At 39.9% G+C, this 18230-nt stretch carries 15 protein-coding genes; 2 read left to right on the forward strand and 13 right to left on the reverse strand.

The window, feature by feature from the left end:
• Positions 1-414: 414 nt before the first annotated feature.
• A complete protein-coding gene (hflX, locus tag OE105_RS10840) occupies positions 415-1671 on the forward strand; it encodes a GTPase HflX (protein WP_275420195.1) in 1257 nt (418 codons plus the stop codon).
• Between the two features lie 186 nt (positions 1672-1857).
• A complete protein-coding gene (gene cbpA / locus OE105_RS10845; protein WP_275420196.1) occupies positions 1858-2475 on the forward strand; it encodes a cyclic di-AMP binding protein CbpA in 618 nt (205 codons plus the stop codon).
• A gap of 220 nt (positions 2476-2695) precedes the next feature.
• On the opposite strand, the gene OE105_RS10850 is transcribed toward cbpA, so the two are convergent.
• The 13 genes from OE105_RS10850 to OE105_RS10910 all read right to left on the reverse strand — a co-directional run bounded on the left by OE105_RS10850 (position 2696) and on the right by OE105_RS10910 (position 18017).
• The gene (locus OE105_RS10850; RefSeq protein ID WP_275420197.1) at positions 2696-3640 is read right to left on the reverse strand and encodes an SDR family NAD(P)-dependent oxidoreductase; all 945 of its coding nucleotides are present in this window, start codon (positions 3638-3640) and stop codon (positions 2696-2698) included.
• Positions 3641-3761: 121 nt separating this feature from the next.
• Positions 3762-4289, reverse strand: coding sequence for a TetR/AcrR family transcriptional regulator (locus OE105_RS10855; protein ID WP_275422168.1), 528 nt, complete (start codon positions 4287-4289; stop codon positions 3762-3764).
• A gap of 768 nt (positions 4290-5057) precedes the next feature.
• Positions 5058-5996, reverse strand: a complete 939-nt coding sequence (locus OE105_RS10860; RefSeq protein ID WP_275420198.1) for an MBL fold metallo-hydrolase — start codon at positions 5994-5996, stop codon at positions 5058-5060.
• A 105-nt stretch (positions 5997-6101) separates the two neighbouring features.
• Positions 6102-6875, reverse strand: coding sequence for an enoyl-CoA hydratase/isomerase family protein (locus OE105_RS10865; RefSeq protein WP_275420199.1), 774 nt, complete (start codon positions 6873-6875; stop codon positions 6102-6104).
• 128 nt (positions 6876-7003) lie between these two features.
• A complete protein-coding gene (locus OE105_RS10870; RefSeq protein ID WP_275420200.1) occupies positions 7004-7993 on the reverse strand; it encodes an NAD(P)H-dependent flavin oxidoreductase in 990 nt (329 codons plus the stop codon).
• Between the two features lie 489 nt (positions 7994-8482).
• A complete protein-coding gene (locus tag OE105_RS10875) occupies positions 8483-10099 on the reverse strand; it encodes a long-chain fatty acid--CoA ligase (protein ID WP_275422169.1) in 1617 nt (538 codons plus the stop codon).
• Positions 10100-10343: 244 nt separating this feature from the next.
• Positions 10344-10538, reverse strand: coding sequence for a hypothetical protein (locus OE105_RS10880; protein WP_275420201.1), 195 nt, complete (start codon positions 10536-10538; stop codon positions 10344-10346).
• A gap of 407 nt (positions 10539-10945) precedes the next feature.
• On the reverse strand, positions 10946-12484 hold the full coding sequence (locus OE105_RS10885; protein ID WP_275420202.1) for a class I adenylate-forming enzyme family protein: 1539 nt from the start codon (positions 12482-12484) through the stop codon (positions 10946-10948).
• A gap of 73 nt (positions 12485-12557) precedes the next feature.
• A complete protein-coding gene (locus tag OE105_RS10890) occupies positions 12558-13721 on the reverse strand; it encodes a CaiB/BaiF CoA transferase family protein (protein WP_275420203.1) in 1164 nt (387 codons plus the stop codon).
• Between the two features lie 277 nt (positions 13722-13998).
• The gene (locus OE105_RS10895; protein ID WP_275420204.1) at positions 13999-15150 is read right to left on the reverse strand and encodes a thiolase family protein; all 1152 of its coding nucleotides are present in this window, start codon (positions 15148-15150) and stop codon (positions 13999-14001) included.
• A 131-nt stretch (positions 15151-15281) separates the two neighbouring features.
• Positions 15282-16427 carry an acyl-CoA dehydrogenase family protein gene (locus tag OE105_RS10900; protein ID WP_275420205.1) on the reverse strand — a complete coding sequence of 382 codons (1146 nt, stop codon included), beginning with the start codon at positions 16425-16427 and terminating at the stop codon, positions 15282-15284.
• Between the two features lie 79 nt (positions 16428-16506).
• Complete coding sequence (locus OE105_RS10905; RefSeq protein WP_275420206.1) at positions 16507-17274, reverse strand: 3-hydroxyacyl-CoA dehydrogenase; 768 nt, start codon at positions 17272-17274, stop codon at positions 16507-16509.
• A 128-nt stretch (positions 17275-17402) separates the two neighbouring features.
• The gene (locus OE105_RS10910) at positions 17403-18017 is read right to left on the reverse strand and encodes a TetR/AcrR family transcriptional regulator (protein ID WP_275420207.1); all 615 of its coding nucleotides are present in this window, start codon (positions 18015-18017) and stop codon (positions 17403-17405) included.
• Between the last annotated feature and the right edge of the window lie 213 nt (positions 18018-18230).

An 18230-nucleotide genomic window follows, 5' to 3' on the forward strand; every position in this document is an offset into this window, starting at 1 on the left:
GTTCCGAATATGGGAATGAATACTCAACAGTCTTGTTGAGTTTCATGGGGAAAAATGGTAAAATAAATGAAACTACGGAAATGGAGGGTTCCATGAATGTACAGACTTCGATTCCAAACTTTGAACCAATAATTGGATAGGTCAAAGTCTCTGCTTGTGTTGCAGAGAAGGGGAATCGGTCTGCCATTTTTTCGGAACTACTCGTTTCATACGGAAAAATTTTAGGCAGTTTTGCTGCTTTTTGTTTTTTGTATATACAAATGGGCAAATACGATGAAATAAATAACGGCAGTAAAATGTTTCCGAAATCGGTCCATCCGCTTTTTTTCGGAACATTCTATCATCCTCCCTTTTTTCAACACAGGTAGAGATTCGGCCTGTGTATTTATTTTAGAAAAAATGGGAGGTTTTTTTATGAAAAGAAAGGCGATTTTAGTTGGTGTGAATGTAAATCGTTTAGATATGGAATTCGAATATTCGATGAATGAACTGAAACATTTAGCTGAAGCGTTAAAAATCGAATCGGTTGCAACGGTGACGCAAAAACTACCGACAATTCATCCATCCTCTTATATTGGTAAGGGGAAACTAGAAGAATTGCGGATATTGGTTGAAGAAATGGATCCTGATGTGATTATTTTTGACGATGAATTGTCAGCATCACAAATCTCCACACTAGAATCAAAATTAAATTGTGATGTAATCGACCGAACGATGCTCATCCTTGATATTTTTGCCGAGCGAGCGAAAACGAAGGAATCCCAACTGCAAGTCGAAATTGCCCGGTTAAAATATATGTTGCCAAGATTAGTCGGAAAGGGCATCAGTTTAAGTAGACAAGGAGGCGGGGCTGGATTTCGAAACCGTGGTGCCGGGGAGACGAAACTCGAATTGGATCGGCGCAAAATTGAAAACCGGATTAGTCAGTTGAACAAAGAATTGGAAAAAGTGATACAAGAACGGGCCACCCAACGAAATTTACGGCGAAAAAACAGACTTCCAATCGTTTCGCTAGTCGGTTACACGAATGCAGGTAAATCGACAATCATGAACGCCTTCATCGAAAAATACAATATGGGAGAGGAAAAACAAGTTTTGGAAAAAAATATGCTCTTTGCCACGTTAGAAACGTCCGTCCGAAAGATCCGAATGGAAAACAATCAAACCTTTTTATTAACGGATACGGTCGGATTTATTAACAAACTTCCCCACCATCTTGTAAAGGCCTTTCGTTCCACATTGGAGGAAGTGGTTGAAGCGGATGTAATCGTTCACGTTCTGGACTTTTCCGATCCGAATTATCGAGATCATATGCACTTGACGAATCAACTTTTAGAAGAGATCGGTGTAAGGGATGTACCAATTATTTATGCTTATAATAAAGCGGACGTAACCGAACATTCCTTTCCTAAAGTAGTGGGAGAAAAAGTTTTTCTATCCGGAAAAAAACGGATTGGAATCGAAGAACTTTCGGATGTCATTCGGAAAAAAATTTTCCCAGACACCGTTCAATGTGAACTATTCATTCCGTACGCACAAGGTGAAGTCCTCTCTTATTTTTATGATCATGCCCATGTGCTGTCAAAGGATTATGTGGAAGAAGGCACGAAGCTTCTCGTCGGATGTAGCCAATCGGATGCTAGATTTTATCAAAAATACATCACCCGTTAAAATGAGGTACAAATTTTAGCGCACCGGATTTGTCCGGGCGCTTTTTTATAGAGTCCCAATTCCTACTAATTTCATCAAAATAGCCGGACCTTTTTCAAAAATTATCGAAATTTTTTTATTAACAATCTTTTATTTTGCAATTTTTGATATATAATGATGATAACCGAAAATAAAGGAGGTCTCCCCATGCAAATTCGGAATCATTTTGTGAAAAAGAGTCTTGTTAAATATGTAACAGAAGACTACACGATTCAACAAGCGCGGGAACATTTGGAAAAAACCGGTTTCCGATGCGTTCCGATTTTAGACAAAACCGAAACGAAATTTTTAGGAAATGTGTATGAAATCGATACGTATAAATATGAAGGCTCCCTCGATGATCCTGTGTTGAATATTGCGGATAATCAGGATGCGATCATTCGAGAAGAAGAACCGTTTTTCCGCGTATTTTTTACGATTCGAAAATTGCCGTTTTTGGCAGTTTTAGATGAAAATGATGAATTTATCGGTATTTTAACCCATTCGAGTGTCATGGATGTGGCTGAAGATGCCTTTGCCGTACATACGAAGGGATACGCCTTTACGATTGGAACTTTCGATTTCGATCATACATTGGCCCGATTGACGACTTTGGTTAGTAAATACACACCGATTCAATCGTTAATTACATTACACAGTAAAAACTTCGTCCGACAAATTGTTTTTACAATTCCAGAAACAACGGATGAAAAAACGGTTCAAAAACTTCGAAAGGCCTTAATCGATGATGACTTTAAAATCGTGCATGAGGAAAAATTGTCTTAGCAATGTTTCTAAGGGAAGGAAACTGGATAATTTTTTCATCGTCAACTCAGGCAGATGAATATTCCAAAATGGGAAATCCCTTGCTGACATGATTTCAATATTGTTGAAAAGGAAAACACTCCATTCTTTTGCCGATTGGATGAAGTGTTTTCTTTTTTGTATGAAAATTCTTTCCCTTAAATCCATTCGTTTCTGTTATGGAAATCCGGACAACCGCTTTTTATGATTCATCCCCACTTTTTTTCATAAATTCCACCGTCCGCTTTAATCCTTCTTCATAGGGGGTTTTTGGTAGCGGACCGAGTTCCCTTTCATATTTTTCTCCGGATAAAAATATCGGTTGTTCATATAAATAAAACATTTCCACAACTTCACGCAAATTTCGATCGAATAAGCCAAGAAGTTTGATTTTCCATTTTGTGATCGTCCTCACCTTTTGACGATACCCGGTTAAATGTCGAACATAACGAATGATCTCTTCTCCCGTGATCCCTCCATAACCTGGGATATTCCAGTTCTGACCGTAAGCTTTTTCCGTTAATGCGAGTGAAACGAGGGCTTTAGCTCCATCCGGTGTAAAAATATATTCCCTTTTTAATGTCGGATCACCGACGAATATCGCCTTTTTATTCTTCATGACATTTTCAAGAAAATAATGCATGACCGAATTTTCTGCATTTGGACCGTAAAAGTCTGGAAAATGGGCGATCACATATTCCACCCCCGACTGTTTAATCATCTGTTCCATTTGCAAGCGAATTTTTCCCTTTTTTGTATGGGGGTTTTTCGGTTTTCGCTCCGTTACTTTTCCTCCGCTTGCCCGTCCGTAAGCATAAATATTGTCAACGACGGCAAGTTTTGCACCATTTTGTTTTGCTGCTTCCAAAATATTTTTCGTACTCACCGGAAGTTTCTCCGCCCATTGTACATACGGGAAACCTGCCGCATGAAAAATAATATCCACATCTTTTGTCGCTTCAAGGATATCTTGAAATTGCAAAAGATCTCCCGTAAACAACTCGACATCGGTCCGGTTTTTATACAATTTTTCTAAACGTTCTCTATTTCTAGCAAACGCTCGAACATGGTATCCCCTTTCCACTAACTCATTTACGATGGAATACCCCATTCCTCCAGATGCTCCTAGAACTAACATTTTTCTCATTTGTTTTCCTCCTTTTTCATTGAAGGTGAAATTAATCTATTTGCCTATTTTTGAATCTTCCCAATTGACCAGTGGTTAATTAAAGATATACGACATTGCATAAATTATTTGTCCATTTATGTTAGTAAATCCTTTTAAGTAAGAAATCGACATGGTCTGCTGCCGTATCTTTTACTTGTTCATAATTTGTTCCATTACGTAAATACTCTGTAACAAATCCGTGCAGTGATAAAAAGATGGACCAAATTTCCTTTACAGACAATTTGTGTTCAGATAATTCATAGACAGCATTGGCAAATTTTTGATAAACAATGTTCGGCTTTTCACTTAGAAAATATTGAACATCTTCATCTTTAATAAGGAAAATGATTTCATAATGGTTTTGATAGGTCATTCCAAATTCGATGAAGCCAAGTAAAATTTCCTTTAATTTTTCGTCTGCATCGATATCCCGATTCAAAATTTCTGTCAATTTTTGTTCAAGCATACCGAAAAATTCTTCGACAATTGCATAAAACAATTCGGCTTTGTTTTTAAAATGGTAATAAATTGCCCCGTGACTACAGCCTAACTGTTTTGCAATTTGTCTGACAGATACATGTTGGTAACCCTTTTCAATGAACAAATCTTTTGCCGCATCCATAATCATTTGTCGAGTGAGTTCTTGTTGTGCTTCCCTTCGTGCCAAAGCCGTTCCTCCTTAATTGACCACTGTTCAATTAAATCTTATCATGTTTTTTTCACTTTGTCGATGGATTTTTAAAGGTATTTTTTGGGAATTTATTTTTTCGATAACGACCGTTTTTTTCGATTAAAAATCAGAAGTAGTGGAAATGGTTGTTGCCAATAAAACCAATAGGAGATAAAAAAGGCATGTTTCCGTAACATAAAAAAAGGGCTGTTGAAAATTTACAAACTGATTATTTTGGATCGTACAGCCCCTTTCTTCGGAAATAAAATGCGATTCATTTCATTTCGGTGGCGCCGCTTTCCGGAACACAACCTAGCCTATTCGACGCGCATCCATTGTAGGATCTTCGGATCGTGCTATTCCTTCTGAGTTGTGGCCACCTTCCCTTTCATCAACTAGGGACTGATTCAACCAGTCCCTAGAAAAGATGCCCTTATGGATTTTTTTATGCAATCCGTATATTATCGCCATCGCCTCCACTTTTTTCAAAAATTCATCCATAGAAACTGGTTCCACTTGAGTAGAAATGGCGGTCGGGATAAGAACTGGTTAGATATTAGGATGACTCAGGTTGACACCGATGTTCGTTCTGTTCACCTATCGATTATTTCCATCTATGACATGCTCCCACCACCTACGCTGATGCTTAAAGGTCGTGCTTCTCGAATCATCCTATCGAATAAGGGAAAGTTTACCGAGGAATCTCCGTGTGTCCAAAGGTTCGAGTTAAACGAAGTAATAAAAGTGACCGTCTTTCTGTTCCCGATGAATTTCACCTTTCAATCGTAAATATTCCAGGTGGGCAACTGTTTCTCCGATGGCAAATCGGGTTTCGTGAATGGTTTCAATGTTTGGGAATAATACTTTACTAATCTCGTAAACGGTGCTTTTTTTCTTAAGGGCATCCAACGTTTTATTCAATCGGGTTTCATGATGCTTTTTAATTTCTTCGATTCGCCCATTTGCTCCATAAAACGGTTTTCCGTGACCCGGGATGACAAAATCGACAGCTAATTTTTCAATTTTTTGTAATGATTGTAAGTATGTGGCTAAGGGATTCGGATCACCGTGAAACCAATAGGAAATATTCGGTGTAATCTTTGGAAGGATGTGATCGGTCGCAATTAAAACCTTTTGATCCCGATTATAAAAAACGATGAGCCCATCGGAGTGACCCGGAGTAAAAAGAACTTCATATTCCAGCTTTCCGATTTGGAATCGTTCCCCCTCTTGAAAATAGTGGGTAATTTTCGGATAAGGGGTCACCCTTGGAACAAACTCCCTCGTATTTTCAACCATTGCTGTTGCAACCGATTTTGGGATGCCTGCCAAAGCATAATGGCCATGTAATTCCTTTAAAAATTGGTCGGTCCAAACTTTTAAACCATTTTCCGCATCGATTTTCGGCATGGACACCTTCGCCCCCGTTTCCTGTTGCAGACCACCTGCATAGCCGAAATGATCCGGATGATAATGGGTGACGAAAATATCGCTTACCTCTTTTCCATCCAATTCCTCTTTCCATCTTTCCTTTGAATACCGATTATTTAGCCCTGTATCGATGACGATCCATCCCTTTTCCCCTTCAGCAAGGAGACAATTAACATGATTTAAACGAAAGGGAAGATCTAATCGAACGAGCTTCAATCCAATTTGTTCTAACAATGTTTGCACCCTTTCTTTTTAAACTTGGTCCGAGGGGACAGGAACCTCTACCCACGAGGGGACCGTACTGGGTCAAGGGAACCGGAACCTCGGCCCAGTTTTGGTTTATTTTCCTGAAAACACAGGTTTTCTTTTTTCGAAAAAGGCCTTTACGCCTTCCTGACAGTCTTCCGATTGCAATAGTAACGCTTGAATCGTAATTTCTTGCATCAAATTCGATTCATTTCCCATGTCTGAAGCATTGTTCACTAAATATTTGACAAATTTATTGGCTAGAGGAGGACCGTTTACAATCCTTTGGGCAAATCGGGTAGCCTCTTCCAGTACATCCCCCTCGGCAATCCGGTTCACAAGCCCCTTGGATTCGGCTTCTTTTGCAGAAATGGTGGCACCTGTCGAAATCCATTCCTTTGCAACCGGTAAAGATACATTTTTTACCAAATTTTTTACTAAACCTAAATCCGGAATTAGACCGATATTCGAAAAACTAAAGGAAAAGGCCGCATCTTTATGGGCCACAACCATATCCGTCGCAAGAGCCAAACTAAATCCGGCTCCTGCGGCATAACCGTGTACAGCACTTATGACATACTTATCCAAATTTCGAATCGTTTCCTCTAACTTTGTTGCCCTTTTCATCCAAAATGTAATTTCTGCTGTGTTTTTCAATTGTTGAAAGGATGAAATATCTCCTCCCGCACAAAAGGATTTCCCTTCGCCGGATAAAAGGATAACATTTACATCCTCATCCCTATCCGCCTCTTGAAAGGCATCGATCAAACCTTCAATTAATTCGATTGAAAGGGCATTTAATTTTTCTGGCCTGTTCATCTTCACATAGGCAATCCGATCCTTCTTATAAACATTAACGATACTCACCGTATATCCACCTCAATTTCTTAAGTTTTTTTAGGCAAGAGTGGGACAAGGGAACCGGAACCTCGACCCACTTTCCAGAAAATGGTGGGCCAAAGGAACCGGAACCCCTGCCCACTATGAGTGAATGTTCATTCATTTTGGGTGAAGTGATATGCCCCCTTTATAATCTTTTCCTTTGCGTTGTTGTATTCATTTGTCAATTCCTCAACAATTTCTTCAACGGACTGGATTTTTGTAATGGAACCGACGCCTTGGCCCGCTGACCATACATCCCGCCAGGCTTTCACTTCTGTATTCGCTAATTCGGATAAATCGATTTTTTCCTTCTTTTTCAATCGTTCCGGATCTAAACCTGCATTTTTCATACTCGGAATTAAAAAGTTCGCATGAATTCCACTGATGGCATCGGTGTACATAATATCTTCAATCGTGGATTCGATAACCATTTCCTTATACTTTTCATTAGCCCCGCTTTCTTCCGCCGAGATAAATCGGGTTCCAATATAGGAAAAATCCGCTCCTAAAATTTCCGCGGCGAGGATATCTTCTCCCTTTGAAATGGCACCAGCTAAAACAATCGGACCATCCCAAAACCGTTTCACTTCATGAATGAACGCAAAGGGATTGTACGTTCCTCCATGACCTCCCGCACCACTGGAAACGAGTACTAAACCGTCCGTTCCCTTTTCAATCGCCTTTTTCGCATACTTCACATTAATGACATCGGAAAAGACGACTCCACCGTATGCATGGACGACTTCAACTACGGGGGAAGGATCACCTAATGACGTAATAACAAGGGGTGGTTCATATTTTTTAATTAACTGCAAATCCTCTAGAAACCGTTTATTTGTCCGATGGCTAATAAAATTAATTCCCCATGGAGCGATTTTTTTGTCCGGGTGCTTCTCTTTCGCCTCCTTTATGCCCTCCACAATTTCTTGCAACCACTGTTCCAATTGTTCACTCGTACGAGCATTCAAAGCCGGGAAAGTTCCAATAATACCTGCTTCACAGGCCTTGATGGTCATCTTTGGATTGGAAATGATAAACAGCGGTGCCATTATAACTGGTAATGTGACGGATTCCTTTAAACGTTCTACTGCATTCATCGACATTGTTCACCTCCATTAATTTTTTCATCGTTGCCATTGAATAAACGGATGGACCAGGTGAAAGTTCAATCCATTAGTCCGTAACCATTTCCCAATCCGCTTTACAAAAATCCACCACTATATTCATAGTATAATGGATAAAATCTATTTTCCAATATTCCGATTTATCAAAAGTTTACATCGCTCTTTTCATGAAAACAAAGAGAGTCGGAAATTATGACCGACAAACCGATCAATCTTTTTCAAAAAACGATTTTTACGTTGGTGTGTCCTATTCTTTATGCACTTTGGAATAACATGTAAAAATCATGAAAAGTCGTCTCCCACTTTTTTATGTGAATAAGCGGGAGACTGTTCTCAAAATCCAAGTGACGTTTTTCAAAATTCCTATATTAGAGTTAGCCGTACCACGCATACCAAACATCTCGAAAACAGTAAACAGTTAATCCGCTAACGAAAAGGAGGAAGTGGTTTACTAACCGAATTTAACCATCACGATTCAGAAACTTTTAATCGTTCAGCTACATATTCACGCAATTTCGCTTTCAAAAACTTTCCAACGGTCGTTTTCGGAATTTCATCGAGGAAGAGAACTTCATCGGGAAGCCACCATTTTGCAAACTGCGGACGTAAATAGTCGATTAGTTCTTCTTTCGTCGCCTGCTTTCCTTCTTTCAATACGACACAAGCTACCGGACGTTCCATCCATTTCGGGTGGGGAACGGCAACAACTGCTGCTTCCAGTACCGCATCATGGGTCATTAAAGCATTTTCTAGATCAACGGACGAAATCCACTCGCCACCACTTTTAATCAAGTCCTTCGTTCGGTCGACGATTTTGATAAATCCTTCTTCATCAATGGTGACCACATCTCCAGTATGTAACCACCCGTCCTTAAACGATTCCTTTGTCCGTTCATCTTTATAGTATTCTTTGGCAATCCATGGACCACGTACTAACAGCTCGCCCATTTCCTTTCCATCCCGTTTCACTTCTCCGTTTTCATTGACGACTTTAATTTCTAACCCCGGTACAACAACTCCTTGTTTCGCACGAATTTCCAATTGTTCTTCATAAGGCAAATTTTGTTGGTAGCTTTTTAACTTGGAGATCGTTACAAGTGGTGTCGTCTCCGTCATTCCATAAGCATGGAAGAATGGAATATGGAATTTCTTTTCATACGCTTGTATAATTCCCTTCGGTGCTGCTGAACCGCCACATAACACACCTCGTAAACTATCCGTTTTATATTTTTTCTTTTCAAATTCATTCAACAGACCAATTAAAATGGTTGGAACTCCCGCGGTAACGGTCACATGAAATGTCTCGATTAATTCGGCTAAATCCTTTGGAGTCGGCATCGGACCGGGAAACACTTGTGTTGTACCATACCATGTGGAAGCGAAAGGAGTACCCCACGCATTTACGTGAAACATCGGAACAACGGGCATGATAATATCCGATTCGGAAAGGGCTACTGTATCCGCCAAACCTAGAGCCATAGCATGTAAAACGATTCCCCGATGAGAATACACGACACCTTTAGGTTTTCCCGTTGTTGCAGACGTGTAACACATTCCAGCCGCATCGTTTTCTTCAATATCATTAGGGAACTCAAAGTTTTTATCGCCGATTTCCAATAACTTTTCATAGGAATAAACGTTGGAAAAACCCGTTTTCGGTAATTCGTCCGCATCCCCCATTACTACAATTGCTTTCACCGTATTTAAATGATCTCTCACCTTTTCCAAAACGGGAAGAAGCGTCGCGTCAACAAAAATGATTTTATCTTCAGCATGATTAATGACGTAACTTAAATGGTCTGGTGAAAGGCGAATATTAATCGTATGCAAAATCGCCCCTATACATGGAATGGCAAAATACGTCTCCAAATGACGATGATCATTCCATGCAAAGGTGCCGATTCGATCTCCCTTTTCTACCCCGAGCTTTTTTAAAGCGCTTGCAAGAGACCGGGTTCTTTCCCCCATTTCTTTGTACGTATAACGGAAGATTCCTTTCGTCGTTCGGGAAATAATCACCTTTTTCGGATAGTATTTTTCTGCCCTTTCCACCATTTGGGTTAAGGTTAATGGCACATCCATCATCATATTTCATTCCCCCTTTGTTTTCGTCCCTTTAAAATTTCTCCCATAACGGTCCCCATCCAAAATTTAAACGATTGAATCCGTGATGAATCATCCTCAACGATTCATGTCAAAAAAGCAGGCAATCCCCTCCTTTAAAAAATAGTGCTGTCTTTTCACGAGGTTTTCTCCAAATCTAACATTATTATTAATTTAATGATTCTTATTGTAAGCGTTTTAATTTTATGCATTGTGAAAAAATTATTTATACTAAAATTCTAATTTTTCTATCTTTAATGTCAAGTGTTTTTGTTTGAATTTTATAAAAATATTTTCCATTCCGCCCATTTCTTTCAAAACCGTCCCTACCTTCATTCAAATGACATGAAAAGAAATCCCTAATGAAAAAAATTAAACTGCTGTATGGGAAAAATAAAAATCCCATTTCTTTATCGTCCACCACCAATCCTCAGTAAAAAAGAAGGATTTCACTTATTCTCGAACTTTTCCATTTTTTGACCCTATGTAATTTTGATACCCAATAAATTAGCGTATAAGACACGTAAAACCTCCCCCTCTTCACCTTATAGAAGAATCAACCGTTCGAAAAACTATCTGCACTTTCCTTTCTAGCTTTTCCACAAATCAGGGGCGAAGTGATGAAGAAGGCGAGGTTAGCCCGTATTTTTTATAATTTCATACATATAAATATTCTAAATCAGGTAGGAATCGTATACTGACAAATCGTGATTATAAGGTCAATACCTTTTGTCCAATGAATTGTAAAAGTTATATAAAATCTCCACTTTCCATTAGGCGATTGTTTGAGGAAAAGAACTGTTTCATACTAGTTGAAAGGCTTCATTGTTATATCGATGAAATCGGATGCCCCGACCTTATAGCTTGACGAATTTTATACTTTAACACTTTTCCAGAAGCATTTCGGGGAATTTTCTTCTCTTCAATAATCTCTGAAGGAATTTTGTATCCAGCTAAATGTTTCCTACAAAAGGTCTTAATTTCTTCATGATCCAATTTTCCCCCCTCTTTCGGAACAATAATGGCTACTACCCGTTCTCCCCATACTTCATCAGGGGCTCCAACTACAGCCGCCTCTAAAATTTGTGGATGGCGATACAATACGTGCTCTACTTCGGTTGAATAAATATTTTCTCCACCGCTAATAATCATGTCTTTTTTTCGATCAACTAGGGTAATATAGCCATCTTCATCAATAATTGCCAAATCTCCCGTATATAACCACCCATCCTTAATCGTTTTCGCTGTTTCTTCTGGTTTGTTGTAATATCGCTTCATCATCATTTCACTTTTGAGAATCATTTCTCCTACTTGTCCCGGATACACATCCTTATTCATTTCATCCACTACACGAACTTCCGTATTTAACATTGATTTGCCACCGGCACCGATTTTCGTCTTATGTTCTTCAGGTAATAAATAAACACCTCCAGGACCACCCTCCGTTAATCCACACAAATTGTAAAATTGGTCCGTTCCAAAAAACGCCATCGATTTTTCTAACAAGGCGATGGGCATCGGTGCTGCTCCATAAGCACAACGCTTTACCGATGATAAATTGTATTCTTCAGCATTCGGTACTTGAAGGAGAAAATTATACATCGTCGGTATACCAAAAAAGAAACTGATATGATATTTCTCTATATCTCTTAACACGTCCATCGGTTGAAACTGCTGATGAACGATTTGAGTGCACCCCAAATAAGTACCGGTAACAGTAAATAAATTTAATTCGGCAGAATGAAACATCGGTGCCACATGTAGTAACCGATCTTCCGGGCCTAATTTTAAGATGATAGCGGTTGACAAAGCAACATGAATGATCCGATGGTGGTCAAACAATGCCCCTTTCGGATATCCTGTTGTACCGGAAGTATACAATATTTCCGCGTCATCCCGTTCATCAACGGTTATATCCGGTTCTGAACTATTTTCCGAAATCATATCGGACAAGCTCATTTGTTCCGGCAAAGGGGTTTGATCAACACAAACCATATATTTCAACTGATGGTTATCTTTCCCTGCTTCTTGGATAAGTTCCCGATACGTTCCGTCAAAAAAGACACATACCGAATCCGAATCTTGTAAAATATATGCTGCCTCCCTTGCTGTTAAACGAAAATTAATTGGGACCGCAACAGCACCAGCCTTTAATATTGCATAAAATACGATCATAAATAAATCGGAGTTTTTCATCATTAACGCCACTTTATCTCCCTTTTGAATCCCCTTATTCAATAGGCCGTTTGCTAATTTGTTTACCTCCTGATTAAATTGAGCATACGTATATTCTTTTTCACCATAAATTATCGCCTTTTTTTCCGGAATTCTTCTTGCATTACGTGCTAATGTTAAACCGATATGCAATGTTCTCCCTCCTATTTTTTAAATATTCTGTATTTTATGCGCAAAGGAATTTATCTTCGCCTATGTGATGTTTTCATTCATCCGATTCCGTAGTTACACCTCGATATTCTTCAATTTCTCTTAAAATGTCCGATGTATGCTCTCCATGTTTTGGTGCAGGCGACCGGATTTTACCAGGTGTTTCCGATAGTTTAATCGGAATTCCGATCTGTTGGACAGTGTGTCGTTCACCGCCAATCCGTTCAATCATTTTCCTAGCTTGAATTTGTGGGTGACGAATCATTTCTTGAAAACGTAAAACTGGAGATACACAGGCTTCACTTCCTTTGAAAATTTCCATCCACTCGTCCAACGTTTTTGTAGAAATTACCGATTGTATTTCGGCTTTCATCCACTCCTGTTTACGCTGCGGGGAATAGAGCAAGGGAATAAGGTCTGTTTTTCCAATCCGTTGACAAAATACTTTCCAAAATTTCGGCTCCAATGCTCCTACTGATAGCCATCGATCATCCTTTGTTTGATAAATGGAATAACAAGCTAACTCCCCGGTAAGGAATTCGTTCAAATATGAATCTTCATCTCCCTTCATGAAAAAATTCGGTAATGTTGTCTGCATCCAGGCAAGGACACCATCCAGCATAGAAATATCAATAAACTGGCCTTTCCCCGATCGTTCCCGTTCAAAAAGGGCAAGGAGAATTCCTACGATTGCCGGATATGCCCCACCTCCAAGATCAGCAATTTGCACGGCTGGGATTGACGGCTTTCCATCAGTTCCACGATTTATATTTAAAAAACCAGCGTAACTAATAAAATTAATATCATGTCCTGGCATCTTCGCATATGGACCCGTCTGCCCGTAACCGGTTATTGCACAATATATTAGCTTTGGATTGACTTTTTTTAATATTTGATAACCGAGACCGAGCCGTTCCATCACACCCGGCCGGAACGATTCGATGACCACATCGGCTATCTTGACCAATTTCAAAAATTGATCCTTTCCACTCTCTTTCTTCAAATCAAGGATGATGCTTTTTTTATTTCGGTTTAACGAATGGAATATCGCACTACTTTCATCCACTTTCGGTTCGAATTGTCGTGCATAATCTCCGACTTTCGGATCTTCAATTTTAATCACTTCCGCTCCGAAATCAGCTAAAACCATTGTCGCAAAAGGACCGGGAAGGAGACGGGTTAAATCTAAAACACGAATGGATGATAAAGGCAAAAACATCCCTCCCTTCTTTTTCATTTATTTCCTTATCCGATCGATGATCTATTTTCATGACAAGTTTCCGATTGTTCCCCACCCCAACGATGTATTTTCAAAAGGGAGTCAAACGAGTCGGGTCAAAGCCTACTCGGAACGATGGCAATAAAAGGTCGATGAAGAAGAAGGTGTAAACGGACTGAGTTAAAACCTGCTTTTATAATTTCAACAAAGGACAACTGTCATTCGAAGCCAAAACGAACCGAGTGATTCCATATCCAAATAAGACCAGTTTGACTTATCAATCCAATCTTTCAATAATGGTCGCATTAGCCATCCCAAATCCTTCACACATCGTTTGAAGTCCGTATTTTCCACCGGTCCGTTCCAATTCATGCATCATCGTAATCATGAGCCTAGCTCCACTTGCACCTAAAGGATGACCGAGGGCGATGGCTCCACCGTTCGGATTCAATTTTTTCGAATCGGCACCTGTTTCTTTTAACCAGACAATTGGAACGGATGCGAAGGCTTCATTCACTTCGAATGCATCAATGTCATCAATGGAAAGACCAGCCTTTTTTAACACTTTCCAAGTGGCAGGAATCGGACCGGTGAGCATCAATGTCGGATCAGAACCGACCACCGTTCGAGCAATAATGCGAAACCGTGGCTTTAGTCCGAGTTGTACCGCCTTTTCCCTTGACATGATCAACAAGGCTGCAGCCCCATCGCTAATTTGGCTCGAGTTTCCTGCAGTAATTTGTCCCTGTTCATGAAAAGCCGGTTGCAATGCAGCGAGTTTTTCTATGGACGTATCCGTTCTCGGGCCTTCATCCTCCTTTACCACCTCGACCGTTCCATCGGGATGCTCCACTTCCACCGGTATAATTTCCCTTTCAAATCGCCCGTTTCGTTTTGCAACAATCGCCCGATGGTGGCTTTCCAATGAAAACGCATCCATTTCTTCCCTACTTATCCCCCACTTGTCGGCGATTCGTTCCGCAGATAATCCTTGATGAATGATGTCATATTTTTTCGTTAATTGTTCGCTAAAGGTAACGCCCAAAGTGTTGGATCCGATTGGAACCCGAGACATGCTTTCCACACCGCCGGCTATGACCACGTCCATATCTCCACTTAATATTGCTTGAGCAGCGAAATGAACGGCTTGTTGACTTGAACCACATTGCCTGTCGATTGTCACGCCGGGAACGTCCATCGGTAATCCTGCAATTAATGCCGCTTGTCTCGCAATATCTTGTGATTGCTCGCCCACTTGGGTGACGCAGCCATAAATCACATCTTCAATCATTTTTGGTGAAATTCCAGTCCTATTTATCAATTCCTTTATTGGTTTGGCTGCTAGCTCTTCCGCACGTATTCCGCTTAACTTTCCTTTTTTCTTTCCAATCGGTGTTCGGACTCCTTCTACAATCACCGCTTCCCGCATTCTCTTTCCCCTTTCCTCGTTATAATGAACAGTTCTAAGAAATCGTTTAATCCCCTACCTTCTATACAAAAACGTATGTTAGTGGGATTTGTAAAAATGATTTTTCTTTGCAATCGGTTGATCGATTCCCATTACAAACCGATATTTTTTGCGATGATTTGTTTCATAATTTCGTTCGTACCTGCATAAATGGATGTCACAATAATGTCTCGATACCTTCTAGCAATCGGATATTCTTCCATATATCCGTACCCGCCGTGAAGCTGCAAACATTCCCCCGCTATTTTTTTCGCTACATCGGTCACCCACCATTTTGCCATCGACACTTCGGTTACAATCGATTTTTTTGCCGTATGATCTTCAATGAGTCGATCGACGAAAGTACGACCGATTTCCAGTTCCGTTTTCATTTCCGCTATTTTAAACTGGGTGTTTTGAAACTTAGAGATCGGCTGTCCAAAGGCGGTTCTTTCCTTGACATATTCGATCGTTTCCTCCAACATCATTTCCGCAGCTTTTAAACTTTGGATTGCGACGAGTAATCGTTCTTGCTGAAGTTTTTCCATCAAATAGAAAAAGCCTTTTCCCTCTTCTCCGAGAAGATTGTCTTTCGAAACGCGGGCATCTTCAAAAATGAGCGTACTCGTGTCATTTGCATGTTGCCCAATTTTTTCCAATTTTTTCCCTTTTGAAAAGCCGGGGGTTCCCGCCTCCACGACAAATAAACTGATCCCTTTATGAGGTGGATTTGCATTCGGATTCGTTTTTGCAACAACAATGACCAGATCTGCTGAATATCCATTTGTAATAAATGTCTTTTCTCCGTTTAATATATAATGATCACCTTCTCGGATTGCAACCGTTTTAATGCCTGCTAAATCCGAACCTGCCCCCGGCTCTGTCATCGCAATGGCTGAAATGAGATCGCCACGAATAGCCCCAGGAATCCATCGTTGTTTTTGTTCTTCTGTCCCATAGGAGTCGATGTATGGCATAACAATGTCGTTATGTAATCCGATCCCAATTAATCCAGATCCTACCCGTTCCAACTCTTCATTTAACACGACGGAATAGCCAAAATCTGCCTGAAACCCTCCGTATCGTTCCTCTGCCTGTGGAAATAGAAACCCTTGTTTACCTAATTTTTTCCAAAATGAACGGGGAACTTGTTTTTCCTTTTCCCATTCGTTGTAATAGGGAATCGCTTCCTTTTCTAAAAATTTTCTTAAAGAGTCGCGAAAAATATCATGTTCTTCTTTTATAAACGCTCTTTTCAAAGGATTCACCCCATTTTATCGGTCCGTTTCTCATCCGTTTTTTCCCAAATTAAAACTAGCCGTATCCACTTGTTATTTTTTATTTCGGCTGCATGCGAATCGCACCATCTAGACGAATCGTTTCACCATTTAACATTGGGTTTTCAATTATGCTTTTCACGAGCATTCCGTATTCATTAGGATCACCGAGCCGCTGTGGAAATGGGGTCATTTTTCCTAACGCTTCCCGTGCCTTTTCCGGTAAAGTAGAAAAAAGTGGTGTGTTAAAGAGTCCCGGTGCAATCGTCATAACCCGGATGCCAAAGGGTGCCAAATCCCGTGCAACTGGTAGCGTCATGCCGACAACGCCCCCTTTCGATGCACTGTACGCTACTTGACCAATTTGCCCTTCAAAGGCTGCTACCGATGCGGTATTAATGATCACACCCCTTTCCCCATGTTCATTCGGTTCATTTTCGACCATTTTTTCTGCAGCAAGTCGAATCATGTTAAACGTTCCAATCAAGTTCACTTGAATAACTTTCGAAAAGGATGCTAAATCATGGGCACCATTTTTTCCGACGGTTTTTTTAGCAATGGCAATTCCAGCACAATTGACGAGAATATGGATGCCGCCGAATATTTCTATCACTTCCTTAATACCGGATTCAACACTTTTTTCATCAGCTACATCCACCTTTACAAAATGGACCTGGCTCCCGAGTTCTTCCTTTAAGCTTCGTCCCCTTTTTTCATCCAAATCGAAAATGGCTGCCTTCCCTCCACTTTCTACAATTTTCCGGACAGTAGCCTCTCCCAAACCGGAAGCTCCCCCCGTTATGACGGCCACATGGTTTTCTACATTCATTCTCCCTTTCCCCCTTCGTTTGTAAGATTCATTTTTTTCTTGCAGCGTTGAATAGCAAGTTAAAACAATCCGATAGATTCGTAGACCCATTTTTAAAAAACCTTAAACAGGTAAATTGTTTTAACCGCTTACATTTCTTCGGTTGAATTTTCTCCTCCTTTCAAAAGAATCCGCAATAAATAATCCGAAATGGTCTCCGCCAGCTCCTTTACATCCTTTTTTCCTTCTGGCGAATACCATTGGACAACCCAGTTCATTGCACCAAGTAAAAGATTTCTAACGATTTTCACATCGACCGGGTGAAAAACCTTTTCTTCCACACCCATCGTGATGATTCGGTCAAAATAGGACTCATATTGTCCACGTAGATGCAATATTTTCTCTAAATATTGTTTTTCAAAAACTTGTTCCGGTTTGATACCAATGGAAAAACCCATCCTCTCTCTAATGACGAACTCGATATGTTTGATCATCGCCCGGCGCAGTTTTTCGGTCACATTTCCTTGTTCTTCTATCACATTTTTTATATTTTCAATGCTTTCTTGAATTAGCATTGCTTGCGTCTGATAGATTAAATCTTGCTTGTCCTTAAAATAATAGTAGATGGATCCCTTCGTCATATATAGATGGGCGGCTATATCTTCTAAAGTCGTTTTATGGTATCCCTTTTCCGATATGATTTTTACTGCTGATCGTAAAATATCTTCCCTTTTCTTCGCAATCTTTTTTTCCCGCAATGACAATGTAATCACCCTTTGAATTAATCCTATTGAGTGGAAATAATTTGTTATAAAAATTCTAATTGTTCAGTTTTTGTATGTCAAGTCAATTTTTTATATTTTTAGAAAAAAATGAATATATTTGTTGGAAGATGGCATGTTTTGAATGCGGATTGAAAAATGATGGTTGTGGAAAAAATGGAAGAGTCATGTGAAACTTTTGGCAGGTATTGTTAT

Origin of the sequence: Fervidibacillus halotolerans (assembly GCF_026547205.1) — a bacterium.
GTDB classification, from domain to species: Bacteria; Bacillota; Bacilli; order Bacillales; family Caldibacillaceae; genus Fervidibacillus; species Fervidibacillus halotolerans.

Excerpts from the sequence above, each read along its gene's own strand:
- hflX (WP_275420195.1), top strand. The coding sequence starts at position 415 with ATGAAAAGAAAGGCGATTTTAGTTGGTGTGAATGTAAATCGTTTAGAT.
- cbpA (WP_275420196.1), top strand. The coding sequence starts at position 1,858 with ATGCAAATTCGGAATCATTTTGTGAAAAAGAGTCTTGTTAAATATGTA.
- OE105_RS10850 (WP_275420197.1), bottom strand. The coding sequence starts at position 3,640 with ATGAGAAAAATGTTAGTTCTAGGAGCATCTGGAGGAATGGGGTATTCC.
- OE105_RS10855 (WP_275422168.1), bottom strand. The coding sequence starts at position 4,289 with ATGATTATGGATGCGGCAAAAGATTTGTTCATTGAAAAGGGTTACCAA.
- OE105_RS10870 (WP_275420200.1), bottom strand. The coding sequence starts at position 7,993 with ATGTCGATGAATGCAGTAGAACGTTTAAAGGAATCCGTCACATTACCA.
- OE105_RS10875 (WP_275422169.1), bottom strand. The coding sequence starts at position 10,099 with ATGATGGATGTGCCATTAACCTTAACCCAAATGGTGGAAAGGGCAGAA.
- OE105_RS10890 (WP_275420203.1), bottom strand. The coding sequence starts at position 13,721 with ATGTTTTTGCCTTTATCATCCATTCGTGTTTTAGATTTAACCCGTCTC.
- OE105_RS10895 (WP_275420204.1), bottom strand. The coding sequence starts at position 15,150 with ATGCGGGAAGCGGTGATTGTAGAAGGAGTCCGAACACCGATTGGAAAG.
- OE105_RS10905 (WP_275420206.1), bottom strand. The coding sequence starts at position 17,274 with ATGAATGTAGAAAACCATGTGGCCGTCATAACGGGGGGAGCTTCCGGT.